Genomic DNA, 23,393 nt, shown 5'->3' with positions numbered 1-23,393 from the left:
ACGGGGGAGTCACGTGACCGTGGCCGCGCTGCCCGGAATTCCCCCGGCAGGGGTCATCGTTTCTCCCGAGCCGGATACCCTGGGGTACCGAATCCAATTTGCCCCCGACCCTGAGGACCGACGAGCGCCGTGTTCGATACTCTCTCCGACCGCCTTGCCGCGACTTTCAAGAACCTCCGGGGCAAGGGCCGCTTGTCCGAGGCGGACATCGACGCCACGGCCCGCGAGATCCGTATCGCCCTGCTCGAAGCAGACGTCGCGCTGCCCGTCGTTCGCGCCTTCATCGCCAACGTCAAGGAGCGGGCGCGCGGCGTCGAGGTCTCCCAGGCGCTGAATCCCGCCCAGCAGGTCGTCAAGATCGTCAACGAGGAGCTCGTGGGCATCCTCGGCGGCGAGACCCGGCGGCTGCGGTTCGCCAAGAACCCGCCCACCGTGATCATGCTCGCGGGTCTCCAGGGTGCCGGTAAGACCACCCTCGCCGGAAAGCTCGGCCTCTGGCTCAAGGGCCAGGGCCACTCCCCGCTGCTCGTGGCCTGTGACCTCCAGCGCCCCAACGCCGTCAACCAGCTCAGCGTCGTCGCCGACCGCGCGGGCGTGGCGGTGTACGCCCCCGAGCCGGGCAACGGCGTCGGCGACCCGGTCCAGGTCGCCAAGGACTCGATCGAGCACGCCACGTCCAAGCAGTTCGACGTCGTGATCGTCGACACCGCCGGCCGTCTCGGCATCGACCAGGAGCTGATGCAGCAGGCCGCGGACATCCGCGACGCCGTCAGCCCCGACGAGATCCTCTTCGTCGTGGACGCGATGATCGGCCAGGACGCGGTCAACACCGCCGAGGCCTTCCGCGACGGCGTCGGCTTCGACGGCGTGGTGCTCTCCAAGCTCGACGGTGACGCCCGCGGTGGTGCGGCCCTGTCGATCGCCCACGTCACGGGCAAGCAGATCATGTTCGCGTCGAACGGTGAGAAGCTCCAGGACTTCGACGCCTTCCACCCGGACCGCATGGCGTCCCGCATCCTCGACATGGGTGACCTGCTCACCTTGATCGAGCAGGCGGAGAAGACCTTCAGCCAGGAAGAGGCCGCCAAAATGGCCTCCAAGCTGGCGTCCAGCAAGGGCAAGGACTTCACGCTCGACGACTTCCTGGCCCAGATGGAGCAGGTCAGGAAGATGGGCTCCATCTCCAAGCTGCTCGGGATGCTGCCCGGCATGGGGCAGATCAAGGACCAGATCAACAACATCGACGAGCGCGATGTGGACCGTACCGCCGCGATCATCAAGTCGATGACCCCGAAGGAGCGCGCCGAGCCGACGATCATCAACGGCTCGCGCCGGGCCCGTATCGCCAAGGGTTCCGGTGTCGAGGTCAGCGCGGTGAAGAACCTGGTGGAGCGGTTCTTCGACGCGCGCAAGATGATGTCGAAGATGGCGCAGGGCGGCGGCATGCCGGGGATGCCCGGGATGCCGGGCATGGGTGGCGGTCCCGGCCGGCAGAAGAAGCAGGTCAAGCAGGCCAAGGGCAAGCGCAAGAGCGGCAACCCGATGAAGCGCAAGGCCGAGGAGCAGGCCGCGGCGGCCCGTCGCGAGCAGGCGGCGGCGCAGGGCGGTGCGTTCGGTCTGCCGGCGCAGGACGACAAGAACTTCGAGCTGCCGGACGAGTTCAAGAAGTTCATGGGCTGATCGCCCGACTGCACATGCGTGAGGGGCGCCCACCGCCGGTGGGCGCCCCTCACGCATGTGCAGTGTGTTCCTGTGCGGCATACGGGCCCGGCCGAGGGACGCGTTTCCCTCTCCGGGCCCATTAGAAGGTCCCACAAGGGGCTATGGGCTTGTTTCTCCTTTAATGTCACATTCACTGGCTGTCGGCAGAGGAGAGCGCGTGACCACCCCCGTACCTCCCCGCGATCGAACCGATCAGCCATGGCGCTCCGAGGGCGCCCCACCGCCTCCGCCGCCTCGCCGGAAGATGCCGGGGGGCTGGGGCGGACTCCTGCTGACCGCGCTCGCCGTCTATCTGATCGCCAACCTGGTGCTGTCCTTCTTCAACGGGGCGGCGGAGCGGACGATCGCGTACACGGAGTTCAGCAAGCAGGTCACCTCGGGCAATGTCTCCAAGATCTACTCCAAGGGCGATGCCATCCAGGGGCAGCTCAAGAAGGAGGCGAAGGTCCCGGGGAGCGACAAGAAATACACCAAGTTCGTCACGCAGCGGCCCGCGTTCGCGGACGACAATCTCTGGGCCGAACTGGTCAAGGAAGGTGTCACGGTCACCGCGGAGCCCGTCGTCCAGCAGCGCAGCTTCCTCGCCAATCTGCTGATTTCGCTGGCCCCGATGCTGCTGCTCGTCCTGCTCTGGGTGTTCATCGCCCGGCGGATGTCCAGGGGCATGGGCGGCGGGATGGGAGGCTTCGGGCGCAAGGCCCCGCCCAAACCCGTCGAACTGGAGGGTGGCAAGCGCACCTCCTTCCAGGACGTGGCCGGGATCGACGAGGTCGAGGGCGAGCTCAGCGACGTCGTGGACTTCCTGAAGAACCCGCAGGCGTACCGGAAGATGGGCGCCCGGATGCCCGGCGGAGTGCTCCTCGTGGGACCGCCCGGCACCGGCAAGACTCTGCTCGCACGGGCCGTCGCGGGCGAGGCCGGGGTGCCGTTCTTCTCGGCATCGGCCTCCGAGTTCATCGAGATGATCGTCGGCGTCGGCGCGAGCCGGGTGCGGGAACTCTTCGCGGAGGCGCGCAAGGTCGCCCCCGCCATCATCTTCATCGACGAGATCGACACCATCGGCCGGGCCCGCGGCGGCGGCTCCGGCATGGGCGGCCACGACGAGCGCGAGCAGACGCTCAACCAGATCCTCACCGAGATGGACGGCTTCTCCGGTTCGGAGGGCGTCGTCGTGCTTGCCGCCACCAACCGCGCCGACGTCCTCGACCCCGCCCTCACCCGGCCCGGCCGCTTCGACCGGATCGTCTCGGTCAGCCCGCCGGACAGGGGTGGCCGGGAGGCGATCCTGGAGATCCACACGCGTCAGATCCCGCTCGCCGAGGATGTGAACCTGGCCCAGGTGGCCGGTACGACCCCCGGTATGACCGGCGCCGATCTCGCCAACCTGGCCAATGAGGCCGCGCTGCTCGCCGTCAAGCGCCGACAGTCCGAGGTCAGCCAGTCCGATCTCTCGGAAGCCCTGGAGAAGGTCCAGTTGGGGGCGGAACGCTCGCTGGTCATGTCGGACGAGGAACGCCGCAGGACCGCGTACCACGAGAGCGGGCACGCCCTGCTCGGCATGGTCCAGCCGGGCGCCGACCCGGTCCGCAAGGTCACCATCGTGCCGCGCGGCCGGGCCCTGGGCGTCACCCTCTCGACGCCGGACGCAGACAAGTACTCGTACACCGAGGAGTACCTGCGCGGCCGGATCATCGGCGCGCTCGGCGGGATGGCCGCCGAACAGGTGGTCTTCGACATGGTCACCACGGGTGCGGAGAGCGACCTCGAACAGGTCACCAACCTGGCCCGCGGCATGGTCGGCCGCTGGGGCATGAGCCACAAAGTGGGTCGACTGACGGCGATCCCGAGCGACGCCCAGCAGGCGTACGGTCTCTCCGCGGCCCCCGCGACGCTCGACGCGGTGGACGGCGAGATGCGCCGCATCGTCGACGAGTGCTACGAGGACGCGTGCAGACTCCTGCGGGAGAACCGGAACAGGCTGGACTCGCTGGCCGCGGCACTGCTGGAGCACGAGACGCTGGACGAGGCCGCGGCCTATCGGGCGGCGGGCATCACCCGCCTGGCCAAGTAGCCGCCGCGGCCCGGACGGTGCACACGGATCTTCAGGTCGTGCACACGAGATAGCGGAAGACGTTCGGCATCCAGATCGTGCCGTCCCGGCGCAGATGCGGATGCAGGGCCTCCGCGACCTCCTTCGACACCTGGTCCCGGTCCGTCGCCGATACCGCCGCGTCGAAGAGCCCCGTCGACAGCAATCCCCGTACCGCGCTGTCCATGTCCGCGTACCCGAACGGGCACGCCACCCGGCCGGAACCGTCCGGGCTCAGACCGGCCCGGAACGCCACCTCCTCCAGATCGTCCCGCTCCCACGGCCGCCAGCCACCGGTGCGCGGCGCCCGGGCCCCGTCGGAGAGCCGCCCCGCCATCCGCAGCACCGGCGCCGTGGCGCACCGCTCCGGCGGACCCCACCCGGTCAGCACGACCGTGCTGCCCCGGGCCGCCAGCGGTACGGCCGACCGCAGCGCGTCCACGAGCCGTTCGCCGTCACCGGACGAGCAGCCGATCGGAGTGAACGCGGTGATCAGGCCGTACGGCGCCCCGTCGGACGGGGCAGCCGCGGACGGATCACCGTCGACGAGCCGGGCGTGCTCGGCCGGAGTTCCGGCATCGCCCCCCGGATCGGGCAGCAGCCGGGCGCGGGCAAGCGCCAGCCGTTCGGAATCGGTGTCGACGCCGGTGACGCGCGCGCCACGCGCGGCCGCGATCAGCAGCGCGAGACCGGAGCCGCAGCCGAGGGAGAGCAGCCGGGTGCCGGTTCCCACTTCGAGCCGCTCGTACACCGCTTCGTACAGCGGTGCGAGCATCCGCTCCTGGATCTCGGCCCAGTCCCGGGCACGGGTACCTGGATCCACAGAGGTGGCCGTGTCCGCGTAGCTGTGGTGCCGGACGAGCGTTGGTGTCATGGAAGCGCCCCAATCCGCCGAGAGGTCGGTCGTGTCCGATCGGTCGTGCCCGAGTGGATGCTCCCCCCCCGGTGCGTCTGCGCCCGCTCCCCCGTATGTCAGAGAACTGCGCATCCGCGCCCGCGTCCAGAGGTCTGATGGCAATGGTTGTGTGGTCCGGTGCTTCGCCGGTGCGTACGGCCCGTGGAGGCAGGGCCGGTCGCTCCGTGTGGTGAGCGGTGTCGCCGTACGATGCGCGCCATGGCAAAGGCACCCGTTCTCACGCCCCAGGCCGAGGACTTTCCCCGCTGGTACCAGGATCTGATCAACAAGGCCGAACTCGCGGACAACGGTCCGGTGCGCGGCACCATGGTCATCCGGCCGTACGGATACGGCCTGTGGGAGCGGATGCAGCAGGAGATGGATGCCCGGATCAAACAGGCGGGCGCCCGGAACGCCTACTTCCCGCTCTTCATCCCCCAGTCTTACCTGACACGCGAAGCCGAGCACGTCGAGGGCTTCGCACCGGAGCTCGCGATCGTGACCCACGGCGGCGGAAAAGAGCTCGAAGAGCCCGTGGTGGTGCGGCCGACGTCCGAAACGATCATCAACGAGTACTTCTCGAAATGGGTCCAGAGCTACCGGGATCTGCCGCTGCTGATCAACCAGTGGGCGAACGTCGTGCGCTGGGAGATGCGCCCGCGGGTCTTTCTCCGTACGACGGAATTCCTCTGGCAGGAGGGCCACACCGCCCATGCCACCTACCAGGAGGCCCGGGAGTACGCCGCGTACATCCACCGGGAGGTCTACGCGGACTTCATGGTCAATGTCCTCGGCATCGACGTGGTCCTGGGCCGCAAGACCCCGGCCGAGCGGTTCGCCGGGGCCGTCAACACCCTGACGCTCGAAGGAATGATGCGGGACGGCAAGGCCCTGCAACTGGGTACGAGCCACGAACTCGGCACGAACTTCGCCAGGGCCTTCCACACCAGCTACCTGTCCAGGGAAGGCAGGCAGGAGCTCGTCTGGCAGACCTCCTGGGGCTCGTCGACCCGCATGGTCGGCGGTCTGATCATGGCGCACGGCGACGATCACGGCCTCCGGGTGCCGCCGCGCCTCGCCCCCGTCCAGGCCGTCGTCCTCGCGGTCAAGGGCGACGACGCGGTGCCGTCCGCGGTCCGGTCGATCGGGGAGCGGCTGCGCGCCGCGGGGATCAGGGCCGAGGTCGACGACCGCACCGACATCCCGTTCGGCCGCCGCGCCGTCGACTGGGAGCTGAAGGGTGTGCCGGTACGGATCGAGATCGGCCCGCGCGATCTGGCGGACGGCACCGCGATGCTGGCCCGGCGGGTCCCCGGCGGAAAGGAACCGGTGGCCATCGAGGCCCTGCCCGCGCTGCTCCCGACGGTCCTGGAGGAGGACCAGGCGGCTCTGCTGCGGGAGTCCCGGAGCCGGCGCGAGTCGGCCACCAGCGAGGTCGCGTCCGTCGAGGAGGCCGTCGAGGCGGCGGCCGCGGGCGGCTGGGCGCGTATCGCCTGGTCGACCCTCGGCCCGGCGGGGGAGGCCCGGCTCGCGGAGCACGGGGTGTCCGTACGGTGCCTGGTCGCCGGGGACGGGTCCGTGCCGGACGCGGACGACGCCCCCGGTACTGTCGCCCTGGTGGCCCGCGCCTACTGACGCCCCACCCGCCTCCGGGGCCGCCCGACGGCCCGGCGTACGGTTGCCGTCTACGCCCGGGCGTACGGGGCGCTACGTACCACCTTGGTGTGAGCTGTGAGGCTTCTCCGCAGATCAGCGCACCCGCCCTCGTCAGGACGCATCAATGGCAACTGACTGGTACGTGCAAATTATTTTGGGATGGCCCGGAATCGGAACACCGGGGCACTCGTGCTCGTTGTCACGACGTGAGCACGACACCACCTGTACTTGCCGCAGAGCTGGCGCAGGCGTGGGCCGACATTCAGCGGTACCACCCCGAGCTGCCCGATCTAGCCGCGCCCGAGTCCCTGATCGGAGAGTCCTCGTCCGCCTGTGGCGCCGAACTCTCCTTCGAGCGACTGCTTCACGAGGCAGTCCACGGCATCGCCGCCGCGCGAGGTGTCCGCGACACCTCGCGGGCCGGCCGCTACCACAACCGACGATTCCTCGCGATCGCCGAGGAGCTGGGCCTCGACCACACCGAGGAGCCCCACCCCAGCAGCGGCTTCTCGCTGGTCACGCTCAATCCCGAGGCCAAGCGGAGGTACCGCCCGACGATCGAGCGGCTGCAGCGCGCCCTCAAGGCGCATACGGTCGCCACCGCCGCCGACACCAAACGTTCCTTCCGCGGGCCGGCCGCCCGGCACGGCTCCTCCGGCGGGGGCGTCCGCGTCAAGGCCGTCTGTGACTGTGGACGCAACGTGCGGGTCGTCCCGTCGGTACTGGCGCAGGCGCCGATCGTCTGCGGTGGCTGCGGAAAGCCGTTCCGTATCCCCGAAGCCGCGGTCGCGGTGGGGTGACCCGACGCGGTGTGGCACAATGGCTAGCTGTACTCGACAGTCGCACAGGACCCCTCTCTCCTCCGGCTGACGCGTCCATCGGGCACCCGAGTACCGCAACCCCACGTGGCATCTTCGTTGTGCCCAACCACGTCATAGACCAGGAGACACCACTTCCGTGGCAGTCAAGATCAAGCTGAAGCGTCTGGGCAAGATCCGTTCGCCTCACTACCGCATCGTCGTCGCCGACTCCCGTACCCGCCGTGACGGCCGGGCCATCGAGGAGATCGGCCTGTACCACCCGGTACAGAACCCCTCGCGCATCGAGGTCAACTCGGAGCGTGCGCGGTACTGGCTGTCCGTCGGCGCCCAGCCGACCGAGCCGGTTCTCGCGATCCTGAAGCTCACCGGTGACTGGCAGGCCCACAAGGGTCTCCCGGCCCCCGCGCCGTTGCTGCAGCCGGAGCCCAAGGCTGACAAGCGCGCCCTGTTCGAGGCCCTGGCCAAGGACACCGGCGAGGAGTCCAAGGGCGAGGCCATCACGCAGAAGGCGAAGAAGTCCGACAAGAAGGCGGACGAGGCTGCTGACGCGGCTGCGCCCGCCGAGTCGACCGAGGCCTGAGCATGCTCGAGGAGGCTCTCGAGCACCTCGTGAAGGGCATCGTCGACAACCCTGACGATGTGCAGGTTGCCTCGCGCAACCTGCGCCGTGGTCGCGTGCTGGAGGTCCGGGTCCACCCCGACGACCTCGGCAAGGTGATCGGCCGCAACGGTCGCACCGCACGCGCGCTGCGTACCGTCGTGGGCGCCATCGGCGGCCGTGGCATCCGCGTCGACCTCGTCGACGTGGATCAGGTTCGCTGACAGAGTTGAACACCGGCACGGGCCGGGGAGGGCCATGCGCCCGCCCCGGCCCGTCGTCGTACGACAGGAGAAACACAAGGTGCAGTTGGTAGTCGCGCGGATCGGCCGTGCCCACGGCATCAAGGGCGAGGTCACCGTCGAGGTGCGTACGGACGAGCCGGAGCTGCGGCTCGCGCCCGGGGCCGTGCTCACCACCGAACCGGCCGGCGCCGGACCGCTGACGATCGAGACCGGCCGGGTGCACAGCGGACGGCTGCTGCTGCGCTTCGAGGGCGTACGCGACCGTACGGCTGCCGAGGCCCTGCGCAACACGCTCCTGATCGCCGAGGTCGACCCGGCGGAACTCCCCGAGGACCCTGAGGAGTTCTACGACCATCAGCTCATGGACCTCGACGTGGTCCTCGCCGACGGCACCGAGATCGGCCGGATCACCGAGATCACGCATCTGCCGTCCCAGGACCTCTTCATCGTCGAGCGGCCGGACGGCAGCGAGGTGATGATCCCGTTCGTGGAGGAGATCGTCGCCGAGATCGATCTCGAAGCGCAGCGCGCCGTGATCACCCCGCCGCCCGGTCTGATCGACGAGAGCCAGGCCGTGATCGACTCCTCGCGAGACGAAGACCGCGAGGAAGAGGACGACGGGGACGAGGCGCCCGGGGCCGGGAAGGACGCCTGATGCGCCTCGACGTCGTCACGATCTTCCCGGAGTACCTGGAGCCGCTGAACGTCTCCCTCGTCGGCAAGGCCCGCGCGCGAGGCCGCCTCGACGTGCAGGTGCACGACCTGCGTGACTGGACGTACGACCGGCACAACACGGTCGACGACACCCCGTACGGCGGCGGCCCCGGCATGGTCATGAAGACCGAGCCCTGGGGCGAGGCGCTGGACGACGCGCTGGCGGCCGGTTACGAGGCCGGGGCGCACTCCCCGGTGCTCGTGGTGCCCACACCCAGCGGCCGCCCGTTCACCCAGGAGCTCGCCGTCGAGCTCTCCGAGCGACCGTGGCTGATCTTCACCCCGGCCCGCTACGAGGGCATCGACCGGCGGGTGATGGACGAGTACGCGACCCGTATGCCGGTCGTCGAGGTGTCCATCGGGGACTACGTGCTGGCCGGCGGGGAAGCCGCGGTACTGGTGATCACGGAGGCGGTGGCCCGGCTGCTGCCCGGCGTGCTCGGCAATGCCGAATCGCACCGGGACGATTCCTTCGCCCCCGGCGCGATGGCCAATCTGCTGGAGGGGCCCGTCTACACCAAGCCGCCCGAGTGGCGCGGCAGGGGCGTTCCGGACGTCCTGCTCAGCGGGCACCATGGGAAGATCGCGCGCTGGCGGCGGGACGAGGCGTTCCGCCGCACCGCGCTCAACCGGCCCGATCTGATCGAGCGCTGCGAGGCGAGCGCCTTCGACAAGAAGGACCGCGAGATCCTCTCCATCCTCGGCTGGTCACCGGAGCCCGGGGGCCGATTTTGGCGCAGGCACGAGGCCGTGGAAGAATAGGCCGCTGCTGTCCGTCCGACGTGCGCCCCTGCCACAGGGGGAAAGCGACCGTTGTGTTCCCCATGGACATGGGGATGGTCCCGACGCCCGCCCGACGTGATCAGCACCCCGAATTCATCACTCTCCCGTCGATGACCTGTGGCATCGGCGAAGAAAGCAGACAACATGGCTTCCCTGCTCGATGGCGTCAACGCCGCCTCGCTGCGTACCGACGTCCCGGCCTTCCGCCCCGGCGACACCGTCAACGTCCACGTGCGAGTGATCGAGGGCAACCGCTCCCGTATCCAGCAGTTCAAGGGCGTGGTCATCCGCCGCCAGGGCTCGGGCGTCAGCGAGACCTTCACGGTCCGCAAGGTCTCCTTCAGCGTCGGCGTCGAGCGCACCTTCCCGGTGCACAGCCCGATCTTCGAGAAGATCGAGCTCGTCACCCGCGGTGACGTCCGTCGCGCCAAGCTGTACTACCTCCGTGAGCTGCGCGGCAAGGCCGCGAAGATCAAGGAGAAGCGCGACAACTGAGCTGACTCCCAGGTCCGAAGGACGGCCGGATAAGCTCTGGCCCCGATGGACACGGAAGCCAAGCCCTCGGAGCGCGACCGCTCCTCCGCACCCGCAGCAGGGTCGGAGGAGGGGTCGCGCTCCTTGCGTATCCCCGACCGGTTGACCGCCTCGATGTCATGGCGTCGGACCGCCGCGCTCGGTGCCGTCTGCTCGGTCTTCGTGCTGCTCGTCAGCGCCTTCGTGGTGCAGCCCTTCCTGATTCCCAGCGGCTCGATGGAGTTCACCCTGCGGGTGGGGGACCGGGTACTGGTGAACAAGTTGGCGTACCGTTTCGGCTCCGTACCGCAGCGCGGCGATGTCGTGGTCTTCGACGGCACCGGTTCCTTCGTGCAGGAGCCGCCCCGCGAGAATCCCGTCACCGGACTGCTGCACGGTGCGGCCGCGTCCCTGGGCCTGGCGGAGCCCGCCGAGACCGACTACGTGAAGCGGGTGGTGGGCGTGGGGGGCGACCGGGTGGTCTGCTGCGACAAGCGGGGAAGGATCGAGGTGAACGGCAGTCCGGTCGACGAGGACTATCTGTACCCGGGCGATGCGCCGTCCCGGGTGCGCTTCGACATCGTCGTCCCCGACGGCACGCTGTGGATGATGGGCGACCACCGCAGCAATTCCCGCGACTCGCGTGACCACCTGGGAGAGCCGGGCGGTGGCATGGTCCCGGTCGACATGGTGATCGGCCGGGTGGACTGGATCGGCTGGCCGCTGGGCCGGCTGGGCTCGCTGCCGGACAGCGCGGCCTTCGCCGGTCCAAGGGCGCCGGGCGGGGCCCATGGGTAACCGCCGACGGGGGCAGGGCGAGGACGATCCGGAGATACCGCCGCCGTCCGGCGCCGGGCCGACGCCCGCGCGCTCGCTGCCGACCAGGGCGGAGCGGCGCAGGCTCGCCCGCAAGGTCAAGCGGCGGCGGCGCAGGTCGGCCGTCCGGGAGATCCCCCTTCTCATCACCGTGGCGCTGCTGATCGCGCTGGTGCTCAAGACCTTCCTGGTGCAGGCCTTCGTGATCCCGTCCGGATCGATGGAGCAGACCATCCGGATCGGCGACCGGGTGCTCGTGGACAAACTGACCCCCTGGTTCGGATCCAGGCCTCAGCGCGGCGATGTCGTCGTCTTCAAGGACCCGGGCCACTGGCTCAAGCAGGAGAACACCGGCAAGAAGAACCCGCCCGTCGGTGTGAAGCAGGCGAAGGAAGCGCTGACCTTCATCGGGCTGCTGCCGTCGGACGACGAGCAGGATCTGATCAAGCGGGTGGTCGCGGTCGGCGGCGACACGGTGAAGTGCTGCGACAAGGACGGCCGGATCACCGTCAACGACGTACCGCTCGACGAGCCCTATCTCTATCCCGGAAATCCGCCCTCCCTCATCAAATTCGAGGTAAAGGTTCCGGCCGGACGGATCTTCGTGATGGGCGACCACCGGTCGGATTCGGCCGATTCGCGCTACCACCTGGACGAGCCGGGACACGGCACCGTTTCCGAGGACGAGGTCGTGGGACGTGCTGTTGTCGTCGCCTGGCCCTTCGGCCATTGGCGAAAACTGGAGGAACCAGCGACTTTCGACTCGGTCCCTGACGCGCGCGCCGGGACGGCGGCTGCCTCGGGCTCGTCGAATAGTGTGTTGTCCAAGGATCCCAACGGAATGATCCCTCTCCCGACCCCTGCGGAACTCCCGCTCGTTATGGGAGTGGTGGGCCTGCACCGGCTAGGGCGCAGGCGGTGGCACGGAGTAAGGAGTGGATGTGGGGGATTTGGCGGTCGGCGCACGATCCGGACACGAGGAACCCGAGGACCGGCCTGACAATCCGGAAAATGTCGAGTCCGCCGGGGCGACGGACCGCACGGAGGGTGACGGCGACTCTCCGGACGGCGGTGGTACGGCCCAGAAGAAGCCGCGCTCCTTCTGGAAGGAGCTGCCCCTCCTCATCGTCATCGCGCTGGTTCTCGCGCTGCTGATCAAGACGTTCCTGGTACAGGCGTTCTCGATCCCCTCGGACTCGATGCAGAACACGCTCCAGCGGGGCGACCGGGTGCTGGTCGACAAGCTGACCCCGTGGTTCGGCGCGGAGCCCAAGCGTGGCGAGGTCGTGGTCTTCCACGACCCGGGCGGCTGGCTGGAGAACACCCAGGCGGCCAATCCCAATGTGGTGCAGAAGTTCCTCAGCTTCATCGGACTGATGCCGTCCGCCGAGGAGAAGGACCTGATCAAGCGGGTCATCGCGGTCGGCGGCGACACGGTGGAGTGCAAGAAGGACGGCCCCGTCGTGGTCAATGGCAAGGCCCTGGACGACAAGTCGTTCATCTTCCCGGGGAACACCGCCTGCAACGACGAGCCGTTCGGCCCGATCAAGGTTCCCGACGGCCGGATCTGGGTGATGGGTGACCACCGGCAGAACTCCCTCGACTCCCGCTATCACCAGGAGCTCCCGGGCGGCGGCACGGTCTCCAACGACGAGGTCGTCGGCCGCGCCATCGTCGTGGCCTGGCCGATCAACCGCTGGTCGACCCTGCCCGTCCCGAAGACCTTCGACCAGCCGGGGATCAACGCGGCGATGGGCATGGCCCCCGGAGCACTCGGTGTGGCCGGTGCGCTGCCCATTGTGCTGTGGCGTCGCAGGAAGCTGACCAGCGGGCGTACCGCCGGGTAGTGTGCCGACTCGGATCAGCGGTTGTCGATCTCCGAGGTGGGGGCGCTGGGATGAGTGCAACAGGACGTACAGGTGACGGCCACGGCCGGCTCGGCAGCATGCTGTCGGGGCTGGCCGTGGCCGTCGGCTGTGTGCTCTTTCTCGGAGGGTTCGTCTGGGGGGCCGTGGTGTACCGGCCCTATACGGTGCCGACCGAGTCGATGACACCGACGGTCCATGCCGGTGACCGGGTGCTCGCCCAGCGGATCGACGGCAGCGAGGTGCACCGCGGCGACGTGGTGGTCTTCACCGATCCGGCGTGGGGCGACATGCCCATGGTGAAGCGGGTCGTCGGGATCGGCGGGGACACGATCGCCTGCTGCGACAAGGGCCGGCTCACGATCAACGACAAACCCGTTGAGGAACCGTATCTGCAGACCGAGGGCCTCGCCTCGTTGAAGAACTTCACCGCGAATGTGCCCAAGGGGCAGCTCTTCCTGCTCGGTGACGAGCGCAGTTCCTCGCTGGACTCCCGGGTCCATCTGAAGGACCCGGGGCAGGGTTCTGTGCCGCGCAGCGCGGTGCAGGCGCGGGTGGACGCCATCGCCTGGCCGGTGAACGGCATGGTCGGGCGGCCGCAGGCCTTCGCGGCCCTCCCGGGCGGAGTGTCGTCGCCCGGGCCGCTGAGGCTGCAGCTCGGTGCTGTGGTGGCCGGTGTGGTGCTTATCCTCGGCGGTGCCGCGTACGGTCCGATCGCGGCACGGGCCGCGCGATCGGACCGGACACGGAACAAGCGGGAAAGGGCGACCGCCGATGCACACTGAGAAGCGGAGGGTCGCCCGGGTGGTACTTCTGGACTCCGACGACCGCATTCTCCTGATACACGGGTTCGAACCGGAGGACCCTGCGAGCACCTGGTGGTTCACCCCCGGTGGCGGTCTCGAGGGCGCGGAGACCCGGGAACAGGCCGCGCTGCGCGAGCTCGCCGAGGAGACCGGGATCACCGATGTCGAGCTGGGCCCGCTGCTCTGGCAACGGCTGTGCTCGTTCCCGTTCGACGGGCGCCGCTGGGACCAGGACGAGTGGTACTTCCTGGCACGCACGACGCAGACTGTCACCGACACCAGCGGGATGACCGGGCTGGAGCAGCGCAGCGTCGCGGGTCTGAGGTGGTGGACCTCCGCCGAACTGTCGGCGGCGCGTGAGACGGTGTACCCGACCAGTCTCGCCGAGTTGCTGCGCACGCTGCTCGACGAGGGTCCTCCGCGTACGCCACTGGTTCTGGCCCCCGAAATCGTCTAAGCGCCCAGGGGCGCCGGGGCCTGGCGCACAATGGGGGCACGCACGGCTGAAGGGGAACATGCCAATGAGCGCCGAGGACCTCGAAAAGTACGAGACCGAGATGGAGCTGAAGCTCTACCGGGAGTACCGAGATGTCGTCGGTCTGTTCAAATATGTGATCGAGACCGAACGGCGCTTCTACCTCACCAACGACTACGAGATGCAGGTGCACTCGGTTCAGGGTGAGGTGTTTTTCGAAGTATCCATGGCGGACGCCTGGGTCTGGGACATGTACCGGCCCGCACGTTTCGTCAAGCAGGTACGCGTGTTGACGTTCAAGGACGTCAACATCGAGGAGCTCAACAAGAGCGATCTCGAACTTCCGGGCGGCTGAGCCGGCACTCCTGGGGAGCCCCAGGGGGATCCGAGGGAGGATTCGAGGGGGAAGACCCGAAGAGGAACGTTTGCCGCCTCCGGGGGATTGACCCCCACCTTCGAGTGATCCCCGGCTTCGGGAGACCGATTCCCACCTCCGGGTGGCCGAGTTGTCCACAATCCAGCAGTTGTCCACCAAGATCCACAAGCCGGGGCCGAACGCGTCAGAGTCGGTCCCGGAGGTGGTGCCGATATGAACGCACGGGGGGCACTCGGGCGGTTCGGCGAGGATCTGGCGGCGCGGCTGCTGACCGACGTCGGCATGTGCGTACTGGAACGGAACTGGCGCTGTCGTGCCGGTGAGATCGACATCGTCGCGATGGACGGCGACGCACTCGTGGTCTGCGAGGTGAAGACCCGCAGGGCGGGCGCCTTCGAACATCCGATGGCGGCGGTCACCCCGGTCAAGGCGGAGCGGCTGCGACGGCTGGCCGGGATCTGGCTCCATCGGCACGGCGGCCCGCCGCCCGGCGGGGTCCGGATCGACCTGGTCGGCGTGGTGCTGCCCAGGCGTGGAGCGCCCGTTGTCGAGCATGCGCGCGGGGTGGCCTGATGGGGTTCGCGCGGGCGTGTTCAGTGGCGCTCGTCGGCGTCGAGGGCGTGGTGGTGGAGGTTCAGGCGGACCTGGAGGCGGGGGTCGCCGCGTTCACCCTGGTGGGCCTGCCGGACAAGAGCCTGGTGGAGAGCCGGGACCGGGTCAGGGCCGCGGTCGTGAACTCCGGGGCGGAGTGGCCGCAGAAGAAACTCACGGTGGGCCTGTCACCGGCTTCCGTACCGAAGGGCGGCTCCGGATTCGATCTGGCGGTGGCTTGTGCGGTGCTGGGAGCGGCCGAGCGGATCGATCCGGCGTCCATCGTCGATGTGGTGATGATCGGTGAGCTGGGGCTCGACGGCCGGGTGCGGCCGGTGCGCGGGGTGCTGCCCGCTGTGCTCGCCGCGGCGGAGGCCGGGTACCGCCAGGTCGTCGTGCCCGAGCAGACCGCGGGGGAGGCGGCGCTGGTGCCCGGGGTCTCGGTTCTCGGGGTGCGGAGTCTGCGGCAGCTGATCGCGGTGCTCTGCGACGAGCCGGTGCCGGACGAGCGGGAGGCCCACGACGAGGGGCGCCCCGACACGATGCTGGCCGGGCTGATGGTGCCCGGCGCGGGCATCGGTAGCGGGCTCGCCCGGGGGCCCGGGCAGGGCGACGGCAACCCGCCGGATCTCGCGGACGTGGCGGGGCAACGGCGGCCCCGCAAGGCGCTGGAGGTCGCCGCGGCGGGTGGTCACCATCTGCTGCTCTCCGGGCCGCCGGGCGCCGGCAAGACCATGCTGGCCGAGCGATTGCCGGCGATCCTGCCGGCGCTGACGAGGAAGGAGTCCCTGGAAGTCACCGCGGTGCACTCGGTGGCCGGCATTCTGCCGCCGGGGGAACCGCTGGTCACCCGGGCGCCGTACTGCGCACCGCACCACTCGGCCACGATGCAGTCGCTGGTCGGCGGGGGCAACGGGCTGCCGAGGCCCGGTGCGGTCTCCCTGGCCCACCGAGGGATTCTCTTTCTGGACGAGGCACCGGAATTCTCCGTGCGGGCGCTGGACGCGCTGCGCCAGCCACTGGAGTCGGGGCATGTGGTGGTGGCACGCAGCGCCGGGGTGGTGCGGCTGCCCGCCAGATTCCTGATGGTGCTGGCCGCCAACCCCTGCCCGTGCGGCCGGCACACACTCAGCGGCGCCGGTTGCGAGTGCGCGCCGTCGACGGTCCGGCGCTATCAGTCGAGGCTCTCCGGGCCCCTGCTCGACCGGGTCGATCTGCGGGTGGCCGTCGATCCCGTCAGGCGCCAGGACCTGATGGGGCAGGGCGGCAGGGGCGAGTCGACGGCCACCGTCGCGGCCCGGGTCCGGGGGGCGAGGGTGCGGGCGGCGGAGCGGTTGGCCGGCACCCCGTGGACGACCAATAGCGAGGTGCCCGGCCATGAGCTGCGGACCCGGCTGGTTGCGGCACCGGGCGCGCTCATGGAAGCCGAACGGGACATGGAACGCGGCGTGCTCACGGCTCGGGGCCTGGACCGGGTGCTCAGGGTGGCGTGGACCGTCGCCGATCTGCGCGGTGCCGACCGGCCGGAAGCGCCCGACATCGCGGTGGCGCTGGAACTGCGGACCGGGATTCCCCGGGGCGCCCTGATGGAGGCCGGAGCGTCATGACAGCGCGGGTGGACCATGACCAGAGACAGCACCCGGCGCGGAACCCGGAGCGCGGCACGGGGCCCGATCCAGGACCGGAGGGGGAGCCGGGGGTGGCGGTGAGCGATCGGGAACGCCTGGCGCGGGCCGCGCTGACCCGCGTCCTGGAGCCGGGGGACGAGCGCGGCGGCCGATGGCTGCGCGAACTCGGCGCCGTCGAGCTGATACGACGGATCACCACCAGGGACGGGGCTGCGGAGCAACTGACCGGAATGACTCGGCAACGTCTCGACGGGTACCGGTTACGGGCCGAGAGCGCCGAGCCCGAGCAGGACCTCGCGGCAGTCGCAGTGTTCGGCGGGCGGTTCGTCTGCCCAGGCGATCGGGAGTGGCCCAGCCAGCTCGACGACCTGGGAGACACCAGGCCGACAGGCCTGTGGGTGCGGGGACCGCGCGATCTGCGGCTCTGGGCGCTGCGCTCGGTCGCCGTGGTCGGCGCCCGTGCCTGCACGCCGTACGGCTCCCACATGGCGGCGCGCCTCGGCGCCGGTCTCGCCGAGCTGGGATGGGTGGTCGTCTCGGGAGCGGCGTTCGGGGTGGACGGGGCAGCTCATCGTGGCGCGCTCGCTGCCGACGGGGCGACGATGGCGGTCCTGGCCTGCGGGGTGGACGTCGCCTATCCCCGGGGTCATGCCGAGCTGATCGGACGCATCGCGGAACAGGGGCTCGTCATCGGCGAATTACCACCGTCCGATCATCCGACCCGCAGCAGATTCATTCTCCGGAACCGGGTCATCGCCGCGTTGACGCGGGGGACGGTGGTGGTCGAGGCCGAATACCGCAGCGGTTCGCTGGTCACCGCACGCAGCGCGCAGCGGCTCGGACGTTTCACCATGGGCGTGCCGGGTCCCGCCACCAGCGGGTTGTCAGCAGGAGTCCATGAACTGCTCCGCGAGGAGGGCATCCTGGTGACAGACGCCGCGGAAGTAGCCGAACTGGTGGGGGACATCGGTGAGCTGGCTCCGGCCAGGCATGGCCCCGTACACCCCAGGGACCTGCTGGACGCCGTCTCCGCCAGGGTCCTCGACGCGCTGCCGTCGCGCGGCGCCGTGAGTGGCCGCGAGGTGGCCCGCGCGGCGGGAACCAGCGCCGACGAAGCGCTCGGCAGGCTGTACGAACTGCACTCACTGGGGTTCGTCGAACGCGATGGCGATGGATGGCAGTTGACGCCGCGACGGACATGCAATGGCGACGCGCGGCGAGGCGGTACTTGACCTGGAGCATTCGGGTGAAAAGGTGATGCCGATGACCTCGGCGGATCCTTCAGCGACGCTTCTGGGGCCGGCGCACGCGGCGACGGCCCCGGACGTCAGGCATGTTCGATCGGCCGGAATGGCACAGCGCCGATCCACCGTCCTGCGCGGACCGCGACGCCTCAGTCACGCTACGCTCGCAAGAATTCCGACTCAGACACAAGTCCCCCCAGCACTTCACAGCAGAACGGCTCAAGGCACCACATGCCCCAGCACACCTCCGGGTCTGACCGTGCGGCAGTACCACCGGCTGCGCGTGGCACTGTGCGCCCCCCCGCTCCCTCCTCGCTCGACGAGTTGTGGCGTTCATACAAGTCCACGGGCGACGAGCGGCTGCGGGAGCAACTGATCCTGCACTACTCGCCGCTGGTGAAGTACGTCGCGGGCCGGGTGAGTGTGGGCCTGCCTTCCAACGTCGAGCAGGCGGACTTCGTCTCCTCGGGAGTCTTCGGGCTGATCGACGCGATCGAGAAGTTCGACATCGAGCGCGCGATCAAATTCGAGACGTACGCGATCACTCGCATCCGGGGCGCGATGATCGACGAACTCCGGGCGCTGGACTGGATCCCGCGCTCGGTGCGCCAGAAGGCGCGGGCCGTGGAACGTGCCTATGCAACGCTGGAGGCGCAGCTGCGACGAACCCCTTCCGAGCCGGAGGTCGCTGCGGAAATGGGCATCGCGCTGGAGGAACTGCACGCGGTTTTCAGCCAGTTGTCCCTCGCGAACGTGGTCGCGCTGGAAGAGCTGCTGCACGTCGGCGGCGAGGGCGGCGACCGGCTGAGCCTGATGGACACGCTCGAGGACACCGCCGCCGACGATCCGGTGGAGGTTGCCGAGGACCGTGAGCTCAAACGGCTGCTCGCCCGGGCGATCAATACGCTTCCGGAGCGTGAGAAAACGGTTGTCACCCTCTACTACTACGAGGGCCTCACCCTCGCCGAGATCGGCAACGTGCTCGGGGTCACCGAGAGCCGTGTCAGCCAGATCCACACCAAATCGGTGCTGCAACTGCGCGCGAAACTGGCCGACGCCGGCCGCTGAGCCCCGCCCGGTGGCCGCTGCGTCTTGTGGCTGCTTCGGCTACCGATCGGCGCCTTACGCGCCCTCTCGAACACCGGTCGCCGTAGAGTGGACGAGTGCCCAGGATTCGAGCGGCCTCGGTGGCCGAGCACCGGACCATGCAGCGCGGCGCCCTCCTGGACGCCGCCCGCTCCTTGCTGTCCGAGGGCGGTACGGAGGCGTTGACCTTCCCCGCCCTCGCCGAACGCACGGGCCTCGCCCGGTCCTCCGTCTATGAGTACTTCCGCTCCCGTGCGGCAGTCGTCGAAGAGCTCTGCGCCGTCGACTTCCCTGTCTGGGCGGCCGAGGTCGAAGGCGCGATGGAGCAGGCCACCACGCCGGAGGCGAAGATCGAGGCCTACGTACGGCGACAGCTCGACCTCGTCGGGGACCGCCGCCACCGGGCGGTCGTCGCGATCTCGGCGAGCGAACTGGACGCGGGTGCACGCGAGAAGATCAGGGCCGCGCACGGCGGGCTGATCGCCATGATCGTCGAGGCGCTCGGCGACCTCGGCCATGAACAGCCGAGGCTGGCGGCGATGCTGTTGCAGGGCTCGGTCGACGCCGCGGTGCGGCGTGTCGAACTCGGCGTGGCGGAGGAGCCGGGCGTGATCGCGGACATCACTGTCGCCATGGTCCTGCGCGGTGTGCAGGGCGTGCGGGACTGACGTCGGGGTCGCACGGCGGCGACGACGAAGAGAACGCCGGGGGCGGCGAGTCCGTCCCCGGCCCCCTCGGCCGAGGGGTGAGGCTCCGGTACGCCGAACACCGGCAGCAGCCGGGACGGCCCCCGCCGCAGCAGCCCGGGCGGCAGCAGCGACAACGGATCCAGATACGCGTCACCGCGCCGCAGTCCCCAGTGCAGACAGCCCGACGCACAGTGGAAGGGCCCCGCTTCGATTACCGCCACGACCTGTCCCGCCACCACCTCCTCGTCCTTCGCGACCAGCGCGCGCACGGGCTCGTACGTGGTCCGCCGAGGCGGATCACCCGTCCCGGCCACCTCGATCGCCAGCACCCCGCGCCCCGCCACACGCCCTGCGAACGAGACCCGGCCGGAGGCCGCGGCGAGCACCTCCGTGCCCGGCTCCGCGGCGAGATCCACCCCGCGGTGCCCCCGCCCGTAGGCGTCGGCCGGCGGCTCCCATCCCCGTACGACCACGGGCTGCCCGGCAAGCGGCCACACGGCGGCAGGCACGGCACCCTTCCCTGCCGCCGCCGCGACCGGCACACCACACAGCGTCGCGAGAACGGTCACCACCGCCACGAGCGCGGCCTCGCAGAATCGGAGTCCGCGCACGCGCCAGGGGTCGCGCACGAGAAGGGAAAGGGAAACGGGCGGATCAAGTGTGCATCGCATGGCAGAACGGTCCCGCGCCGCGCGGATTCGCGGGGATCACGGTCCGGATCTGTGGACTACCGACCGGTTGTGGACAACGCCGTCACCCGACACCCGGCCCGTCCCGTACACTTCCTATGGCGATCCGGGTCACCGGGTCGACTTCGCACGCCCCGCCACCTCCCTCTCTGCGGATGGTGGCCGCGCTCCTCGGTCCCTTGTGGCACGGCGCGTCGGGGCGTCAGGCGCGACAGCAATCCTGCGGTCGCGGCAACCGAGCACCTCAAGGAGTACGGCCATGGCCGTCGTCACGATGCGGGAGCTGCTGGAAAGCGGCGTCCACTTCGGTCACCAGACCCGTCGCTGGAACCCGAAGATGAAGCGCTTCATCTTCACCGAGCGCAACGGCATCTACATCATCGACCTGCTCCAGTCGCTGTCGTACATCGACCGCGCCTACGAGTTCGTCAAGGAGACCGTCGCCCACGGCGGCTCCATCATGTTCGTCGGTACCAAGAAGCAGGCCCAGGAGGCCATCGCCGAGCAGGCGACGCGCGTCGGCATGCCGTACGTCAACCAGCGTTGGCTCGGTGGCATGCTCACCAACTTCTCCACCGTCTACAAGCGCCTTCAGCGTCTGAAGGAGCTCGAGCTCATCGACTTCGAGGACGTGGCCGCCTCCGGCCTCACCAAGAAGGAGCTCCTGGTCCTCTCCCGCGAGAAGGCCAAGCTGGAGAAGACCCTCGGTGGTATCCGCGAGATGCAGAAGGTGCCGAGCGCCGTCTGGATCGTCGACACCAAGAAGGAGCACATCGCCGTCGGTGAGGCGCGCAAGCTCCACATCCCGGTCGTCGCGATCCTCGACACCAACTGCGACCCCGACGAGGTCGACTACAAGATTCCGGGCAACGACGACGCGATCCGCTCCGTCACCCTGCTCACCCGCGTGATCGCCGACGCCGTCGCCGAGGGCCTCATCGCCCGTTCCGGTGCCGCCACCGGTGACTCGAAGCCGGGAGAGAAGGCCGCCGGCGAGCCGCTCGCCGAGTGGGAGCGCGACCTGCTCGAGGGCGACAAGAAGGCCGACGCCGAGGCCCAGTCCTCCACCGAGACCGAGAAGGTCGCGGATGCCGAGAAGCCGGCCGAGGCTGCTGCCGAGGCCCCCGCTGCCGAGGCCCCGGCCGCGGACGCCGAGCAGGCCTGACACCCGTCACGGCTGATGACGGCGGGGGCCGGTGCCACAAGCACCGCCCCCGCCGTTCACCCGTAGATCTTTCAGACTTCGAGAGAGAAACACAGACTCATGGCGAACTACACCGCCGCTGACGTCAAGAAGCTCCGCGAGCTGACCGGCGCCGGCATGATGGACTGCAAGAAGGCGCTCGACGAGGCCGACGGCAACGTCGACAAGGCCGTCGAGGAGCTCCGTATCAAGGGTCAGAAGGGCGTCGCCAAGCGCGAGGGCCGTTCTGCCGAGAACGGTGCCGTCGTCTCCCTCATCTCCGAGGACAAGACCTCCGGCGTTCTGCTCGAGCTGAAGTGCGAGACGGACTTCGTCGCCAAGGGCGAGAAGTTCCAGACCGTCGCCAACACGCTCGCCGCCCACGTCGCCGCGACCTCCCCGGCCGACCTGGCTGCGCTGCTCGCCTCCGAGATCGAGGCCGGCAAGACCGTCCAGGCGTACGTCGACGAGGCCAACGCCAACCTCGGCGAGAAGATCGTGCTGGACCGCTTCGCGCAGTTCACCGGCGGTTACGTGGCCGCGTACATGCACCGCACGATGCCCGACCTCCCGCCGCAGGTCGGTGTCCTGGTCGATCTCGACAAGGGGACCGCCTCGGACGAGGCAGCGGCCGAGGTCGCCAAGGACGTCGCGCAGCACATCGCCGCCTTCGCCCCGAAGTACCTCAACCGCGACGAGGTCCCGGCCGAGACGGTCGAGAACGAGCGTCGTGTCGCCGAGGCCACCTCTCGCGAGGAGGGCAAGCCGGAGGCCGCCCTTCCGAAGATCGTCGAGGGTCGCGTCAACGGTTTCTTCAAGGACGTCGTCGTCCTGGAGCAGGCGTTCGCCAAGGACAACAAGAAGTCCGTCCAGAAGGTTCTGGACGAGGCCGGTGTCACCCTGAAGCGCTTCTCGCGCATCAAGGTCGGCATCTGAGTCCGTCCGCGAACAACGGTGGACCCCGTTAGGGTCCAGTGCAGTCGTCGGCCGCACTCATGCCGTACGACCGCAGATCTGACGAGGAGGCCATTGCCGCTGAGGGACACCAGACCCACCGGCAATGGCCTTCTTCGTATGTGCACGAGGAGAATCTCCATGAACAAGGGCGCGGACGCCGCCAAAGGTGACCACAAGCGCGAGGACGGCAAGGTGCCCGGACGCTTCATGCTGAAGCTGTCCGGAGAAGCGTTCGCCGGCGGCGGAGGTCTCGGCGTAGACCCCGACGTCGTACACGCCATTGCCCGGGAAATCGCGGCAGTCGTCCGCGACGGCGCAGAAATCGCGGTTGTCATCGGCGGCGGCAACTTCTTCCGTGGTGCCGAACTCCAGCAGCGCGGCATGGACCGGGCCCGGTCCGACTACATGGGCATGCTCGGCACGGTCATGAACTGCCTTGCGCTCCAGGATTTCCTGGAGAAGGAGGGCATCGACTCCCGGGTCCAGACCGCCATCACCATGGGGCAGGTCGCGGAGCCGTACATCCCGCTGCGCGCCGTGCGCCACCTGGAGAAGGGCCGCGTCGTCATCTTCGGCGCCGGTATGGGGATGCCGTACTTCTCCACCGACACCACTGCCGCCCAGCGCGCCCTGGAGATTGACGCCCAGGCGTTGCTCATGGGCAAGAACGGCGTGGACGGGGTCTACGACTCCGACCCGAAGACCAACCCCGACGCGGTGAAGTTCGACGCCCTTGAGTACAGCGAGGTGCTCGCTCGCGATCTCAAGGTCGCCGACGCCACCGCCATCACGCTCTGCCGTGACAACCAGCTGCCGATCCTCGTCTTCGAACTGACCGCCACGGGCAATATCGCCCGCGCGGTCAAGGGTGAGAAGATCGGCACGCTCGTGAGTGACCAGGGCACCCGGGCCTGAGAACCGGGGGGCCTTCCCGGGAATCCACGGGAGGGCC

Annotated in this window: 24 protein-coding genes and 1 pseudogene; 23 read left to right on the top strand and 2 right to left on the bottom strand. The window is 69.3% G+C overall.

Annotated features, from left to right (window positions below; all coding sequences use genetic code 11):
- Positions 1–129: 129 nt before the first annotated feature.
- Positions 130–1,680 (top strand): signal recognition particle protein, encoded by a 1,551-nt coding sequence (gene ffh, locus ACZ7L9_RS28805; RefSeq protein ID WP_471419658.1) that lies wholly within the window; start codon positions 130–132, stop codon positions 1,678–1,680.
- Positions 1,681–1,879: 199 nt separating this feature from the next.
- Positions 1,880–3,793, top strand: coding sequence for an ATP-dependent zinc metalloprotease FtsH (ftsH, locus tag ACZ7L9_RS28800; protein WP_471419656.1), 1,914 nt, complete (start codon positions 1,880–1,882; stop codon positions 3,791–3,793).
- A 31-nt stretch (positions 3,794–3,824) separates the two neighbouring features.
- Here the strand turns inward: ftsH and ACZ7L9_RS28795 are convergent, their stop codons facing one another.
- On the bottom strand, positions 3,825–4,685 hold the full coding sequence (locus ACZ7L9_RS28795; RefSeq protein ID WP_471419654.1) for a methyltransferase domain-containing protein: 861 nt from the start codon (positions 4,683–4,685) through the stop codon (positions 3,825–3,827).
- Between the two features lie 240 nt (positions 4,686–4,925).
- On the opposite strand from ACZ7L9_RS28795, the gene proS reads away from it, so the two are divergent.
- The 18 genes from proS (at position 4,926) to ACZ7L9_RS28705 (ending at position 19,591) form a co-directional block, all read left to right on the top strand.
- Positions 4,926–6,341: a proline--tRNA ligase gene (gene proS, locus ACZ7L9_RS28790; protein ID WP_471419652.1), complete on the top strand. Its 1,416-nt coding sequence runs from the start codon at positions 4,926–4,928 to the stop codon at positions 6,339–6,341.
- 227 nt (positions 6,342–6,568) lie between these two features.
- Entirely contained in the window at positions 6,569–7,162 is a 594-nt protein-coding gene (locus ACZ7L9_RS28785; protein ID WP_471419651.1) for a hypothetical protein, read from the top strand.
- Between the two features lie 157 nt (positions 7,163–7,319).
- Positions 7,320–7,763: a 30S ribosomal protein S16 gene (rpsP, locus tag ACZ7L9_RS28780; RefSeq protein ID WP_406384290.1), complete on the top strand. Its 444-nt coding sequence runs from the start codon at positions 7,320–7,322 to the stop codon at positions 7,761–7,763.
- Positions 7,764–7,765: 2 nt separating this feature from the next.
- Entirely contained in the window at positions 7,766–8,005 is a 240-nt protein-coding gene (locus tag ACZ7L9_RS28775) for an RNA-binding protein (protein WP_005311361.1), read from the top strand.
- 79 nt (positions 8,006–8,084) lie between these two features.
- Positions 8,085–8,681 carry a ribosome maturation factor RimM gene (gene rimM, locus ACZ7L9_RS28770; protein WP_384464005.1) on the top strand — a complete coding sequence of 199 codons (597 nt, stop codon included), beginning with the start codon at positions 8,085–8,087 and terminating at the stop codon, positions 8,679–8,681.
- Entirely contained in the window at positions 8,681–9,502 is an 822-nt protein-coding gene (gene trmD / locus ACZ7L9_RS28765; RefSeq protein ID WP_471419648.1) for a tRNA (guanosine(37)-N1)-methyltransferase TrmD, read from the top strand. Before rimM ends, trmD begins: the two co-directional genes overlap by 1 nt.
- Before the next feature lie 165 nt (positions 9,503–9,667).
- Complete coding sequence (gene rplS / locus ACZ7L9_RS28760) at positions 9,668–10,018, top strand: 50S ribosomal protein L19 (protein WP_093899094.1); 351 nt, start codon at positions 9,668–9,670, stop codon at positions 10,016–10,018.
- A 45-nt stretch (positions 10,019–10,063) separates the two neighbouring features.
- Positions 10,064–10,834, top strand: coding sequence for a signal peptidase I (gene lepB, locus ACZ7L9_RS28755; protein ID WP_471419646.1), 771 nt, complete (start codon positions 10,064–10,066; stop codon positions 10,832–10,834).
- Complete coding sequence (gene lepB, locus ACZ7L9_RS28750) at positions 10,827–11,852, top strand: signal peptidase I (protein WP_471419645.1); 1,026 nt, start codon at positions 10,827–10,829, stop codon at positions 11,850–11,852. Before lepB (ACZ7L9_RS28755) ends, lepB (ACZ7L9_RS28750) begins: the two co-directional genes overlap by 8 nt.
- Positions 11,803–12,699, top strand: a complete 897-nt coding sequence (lepB, locus tag ACZ7L9_RS28745; protein WP_471419682.1) for a signal peptidase I — start codon at positions 11,803–11,805, stop codon at positions 12,697–12,699. Before lepB (ACZ7L9_RS28750) ends, lepB (ACZ7L9_RS28745) begins: the two co-directional genes overlap by 50 nt.
- Positions 12,700–12,749: 50 nt before the next feature.
- On the top strand, positions 12,750–13,502 hold the full coding sequence (gene lepB / locus ACZ7L9_RS28740) for a signal peptidase I (RefSeq protein ID WP_471419642.1): 753 nt from the start codon (positions 12,750–12,752) through the stop codon (positions 13,500–13,502).
- Positions 13,492–13,980: an NUDIX hydrolase gene (locus ACZ7L9_RS28735; protein WP_471419640.1), complete on the top strand. Its 489-nt coding sequence runs from the start codon at positions 13,492–13,494 to the stop codon at positions 13,978–13,980. The genes lepB (ACZ7L9_RS28740) and ACZ7L9_RS28735 overlap by 11 nt, the downstream gene beginning before the upstream one ends.
- A 64-nt stretch (positions 13,981–14,044) precedes the next feature.
- On the top strand, positions 14,045–14,353 hold the full coding sequence (locus ACZ7L9_RS28730; protein ID WP_003965949.1) for a DUF2469 domain-containing protein: 309 nt from the start codon (positions 14,045–14,047) through the stop codon (positions 14,351–14,353).
- Between the two features lie 234 nt (positions 14,354–14,587).
- On the top strand, positions 14,588–14,947 hold the full coding sequence (locus ACZ7L9_RS28725; protein WP_471419638.1) for a YraN family protein: 360 nt from the start codon (positions 14,588–14,590) through the stop codon (positions 14,945–14,947).
- Positions 14,947–16,572: a YifB family Mg chelatase-like AAA ATPase gene (locus ACZ7L9_RS28720; protein WP_471419637.1), complete on the top strand. Its 1,626-nt coding sequence runs from the start codon at positions 14,947–14,949 to the stop codon at positions 16,570–16,572. The genes ACZ7L9_RS28725 and ACZ7L9_RS28720 overlap by 1 nt, the downstream gene beginning before the upstream one ends.
- On the top strand, positions 16,569–17,825 hold the full coding sequence (dprA, locus tag ACZ7L9_RS28715; protein ID WP_471419635.1) for a DNA-processing protein DprA: 1,257 nt from the start codon (positions 16,569–16,571) through the stop codon (positions 17,823–17,825). Before ACZ7L9_RS28720 ends, dprA begins: the two co-directional genes overlap by 4 nt.
- A gap of 243 nt (positions 17,826–18,068) precedes the next feature.
- A complete protein-coding gene (gene whiG, locus ACZ7L9_RS28710; RefSeq protein ID WP_471419633.1) occupies positions 18,069–18,905 on the top strand; it encodes an RNA polymerase sigma factor WhiG in 837 nt (278 codons plus the stop codon).
- A 119-nt stretch (positions 18,906–19,024) separates the two neighbouring features.
- Positions 19,025–19,591, top strand: a complete 567-nt coding sequence (locus ACZ7L9_RS28705; protein WP_471419680.1) for a TetR/AcrR family transcriptional regulator — start codon at positions 19,025–19,027, stop codon at positions 19,589–19,591.
- An 80-nt stretch (positions 19,592–19,671) separates the two neighbouring features.
- Here the strand turns inward: ACZ7L9_RS28705 and ACZ7L9_RS28700 are convergent.
- Positions 19,672–20,283, bottom strand: a pseudogene (locus tag ACZ7L9_RS28700) (peptidoglycan DD-metalloendopeptidase family protein); the annotation flags it as partial.
- A gap of 277 nt (positions 20,284–20,560) precedes the next feature.
- Here ACZ7L9_RS28700 and rpsB point away from each other — a divergent pair.
- The 3 genes from rpsB (at position 20,561) to pyrH (ending at position 23,356) form a co-directional block, all read left to right on the top strand.
- Positions 20,561–21,466, top strand: coding sequence for a 30S ribosomal protein S2 (gene rpsB / locus ACZ7L9_RS28695; protein WP_471419631.1), 906 nt, complete (start codon positions 20,561–20,563; stop codon positions 21,464–21,466).
- Positions 21,467–21,565: 99 nt separating this feature from the next.
- Complete coding sequence (tsf, locus tag ACZ7L9_RS28690; RefSeq protein ID WP_471419629.1) at positions 21,566–22,420, top strand: translation elongation factor Ts; 855 nt, start codon at positions 21,566–21,568, stop codon at positions 22,418–22,420.
- 159 nt (positions 22,421–22,579) lie between these two features.
- Entirely contained in the window at positions 22,580–23,356 is a 777-nt protein-coding gene (pyrH, locus tag ACZ7L9_RS28685; protein WP_384459903.1) for a UMP kinase, read from the top strand.
- Positions 23,357–23,393: the final 37 nt, after the last annotated feature.

It is taken from the genome of Streptomyces sp. NPDC111516 (assembly GCF_055635345.1).
This window is presented reverse-complemented; position numbering and strand designations above follow the sequence as displayed.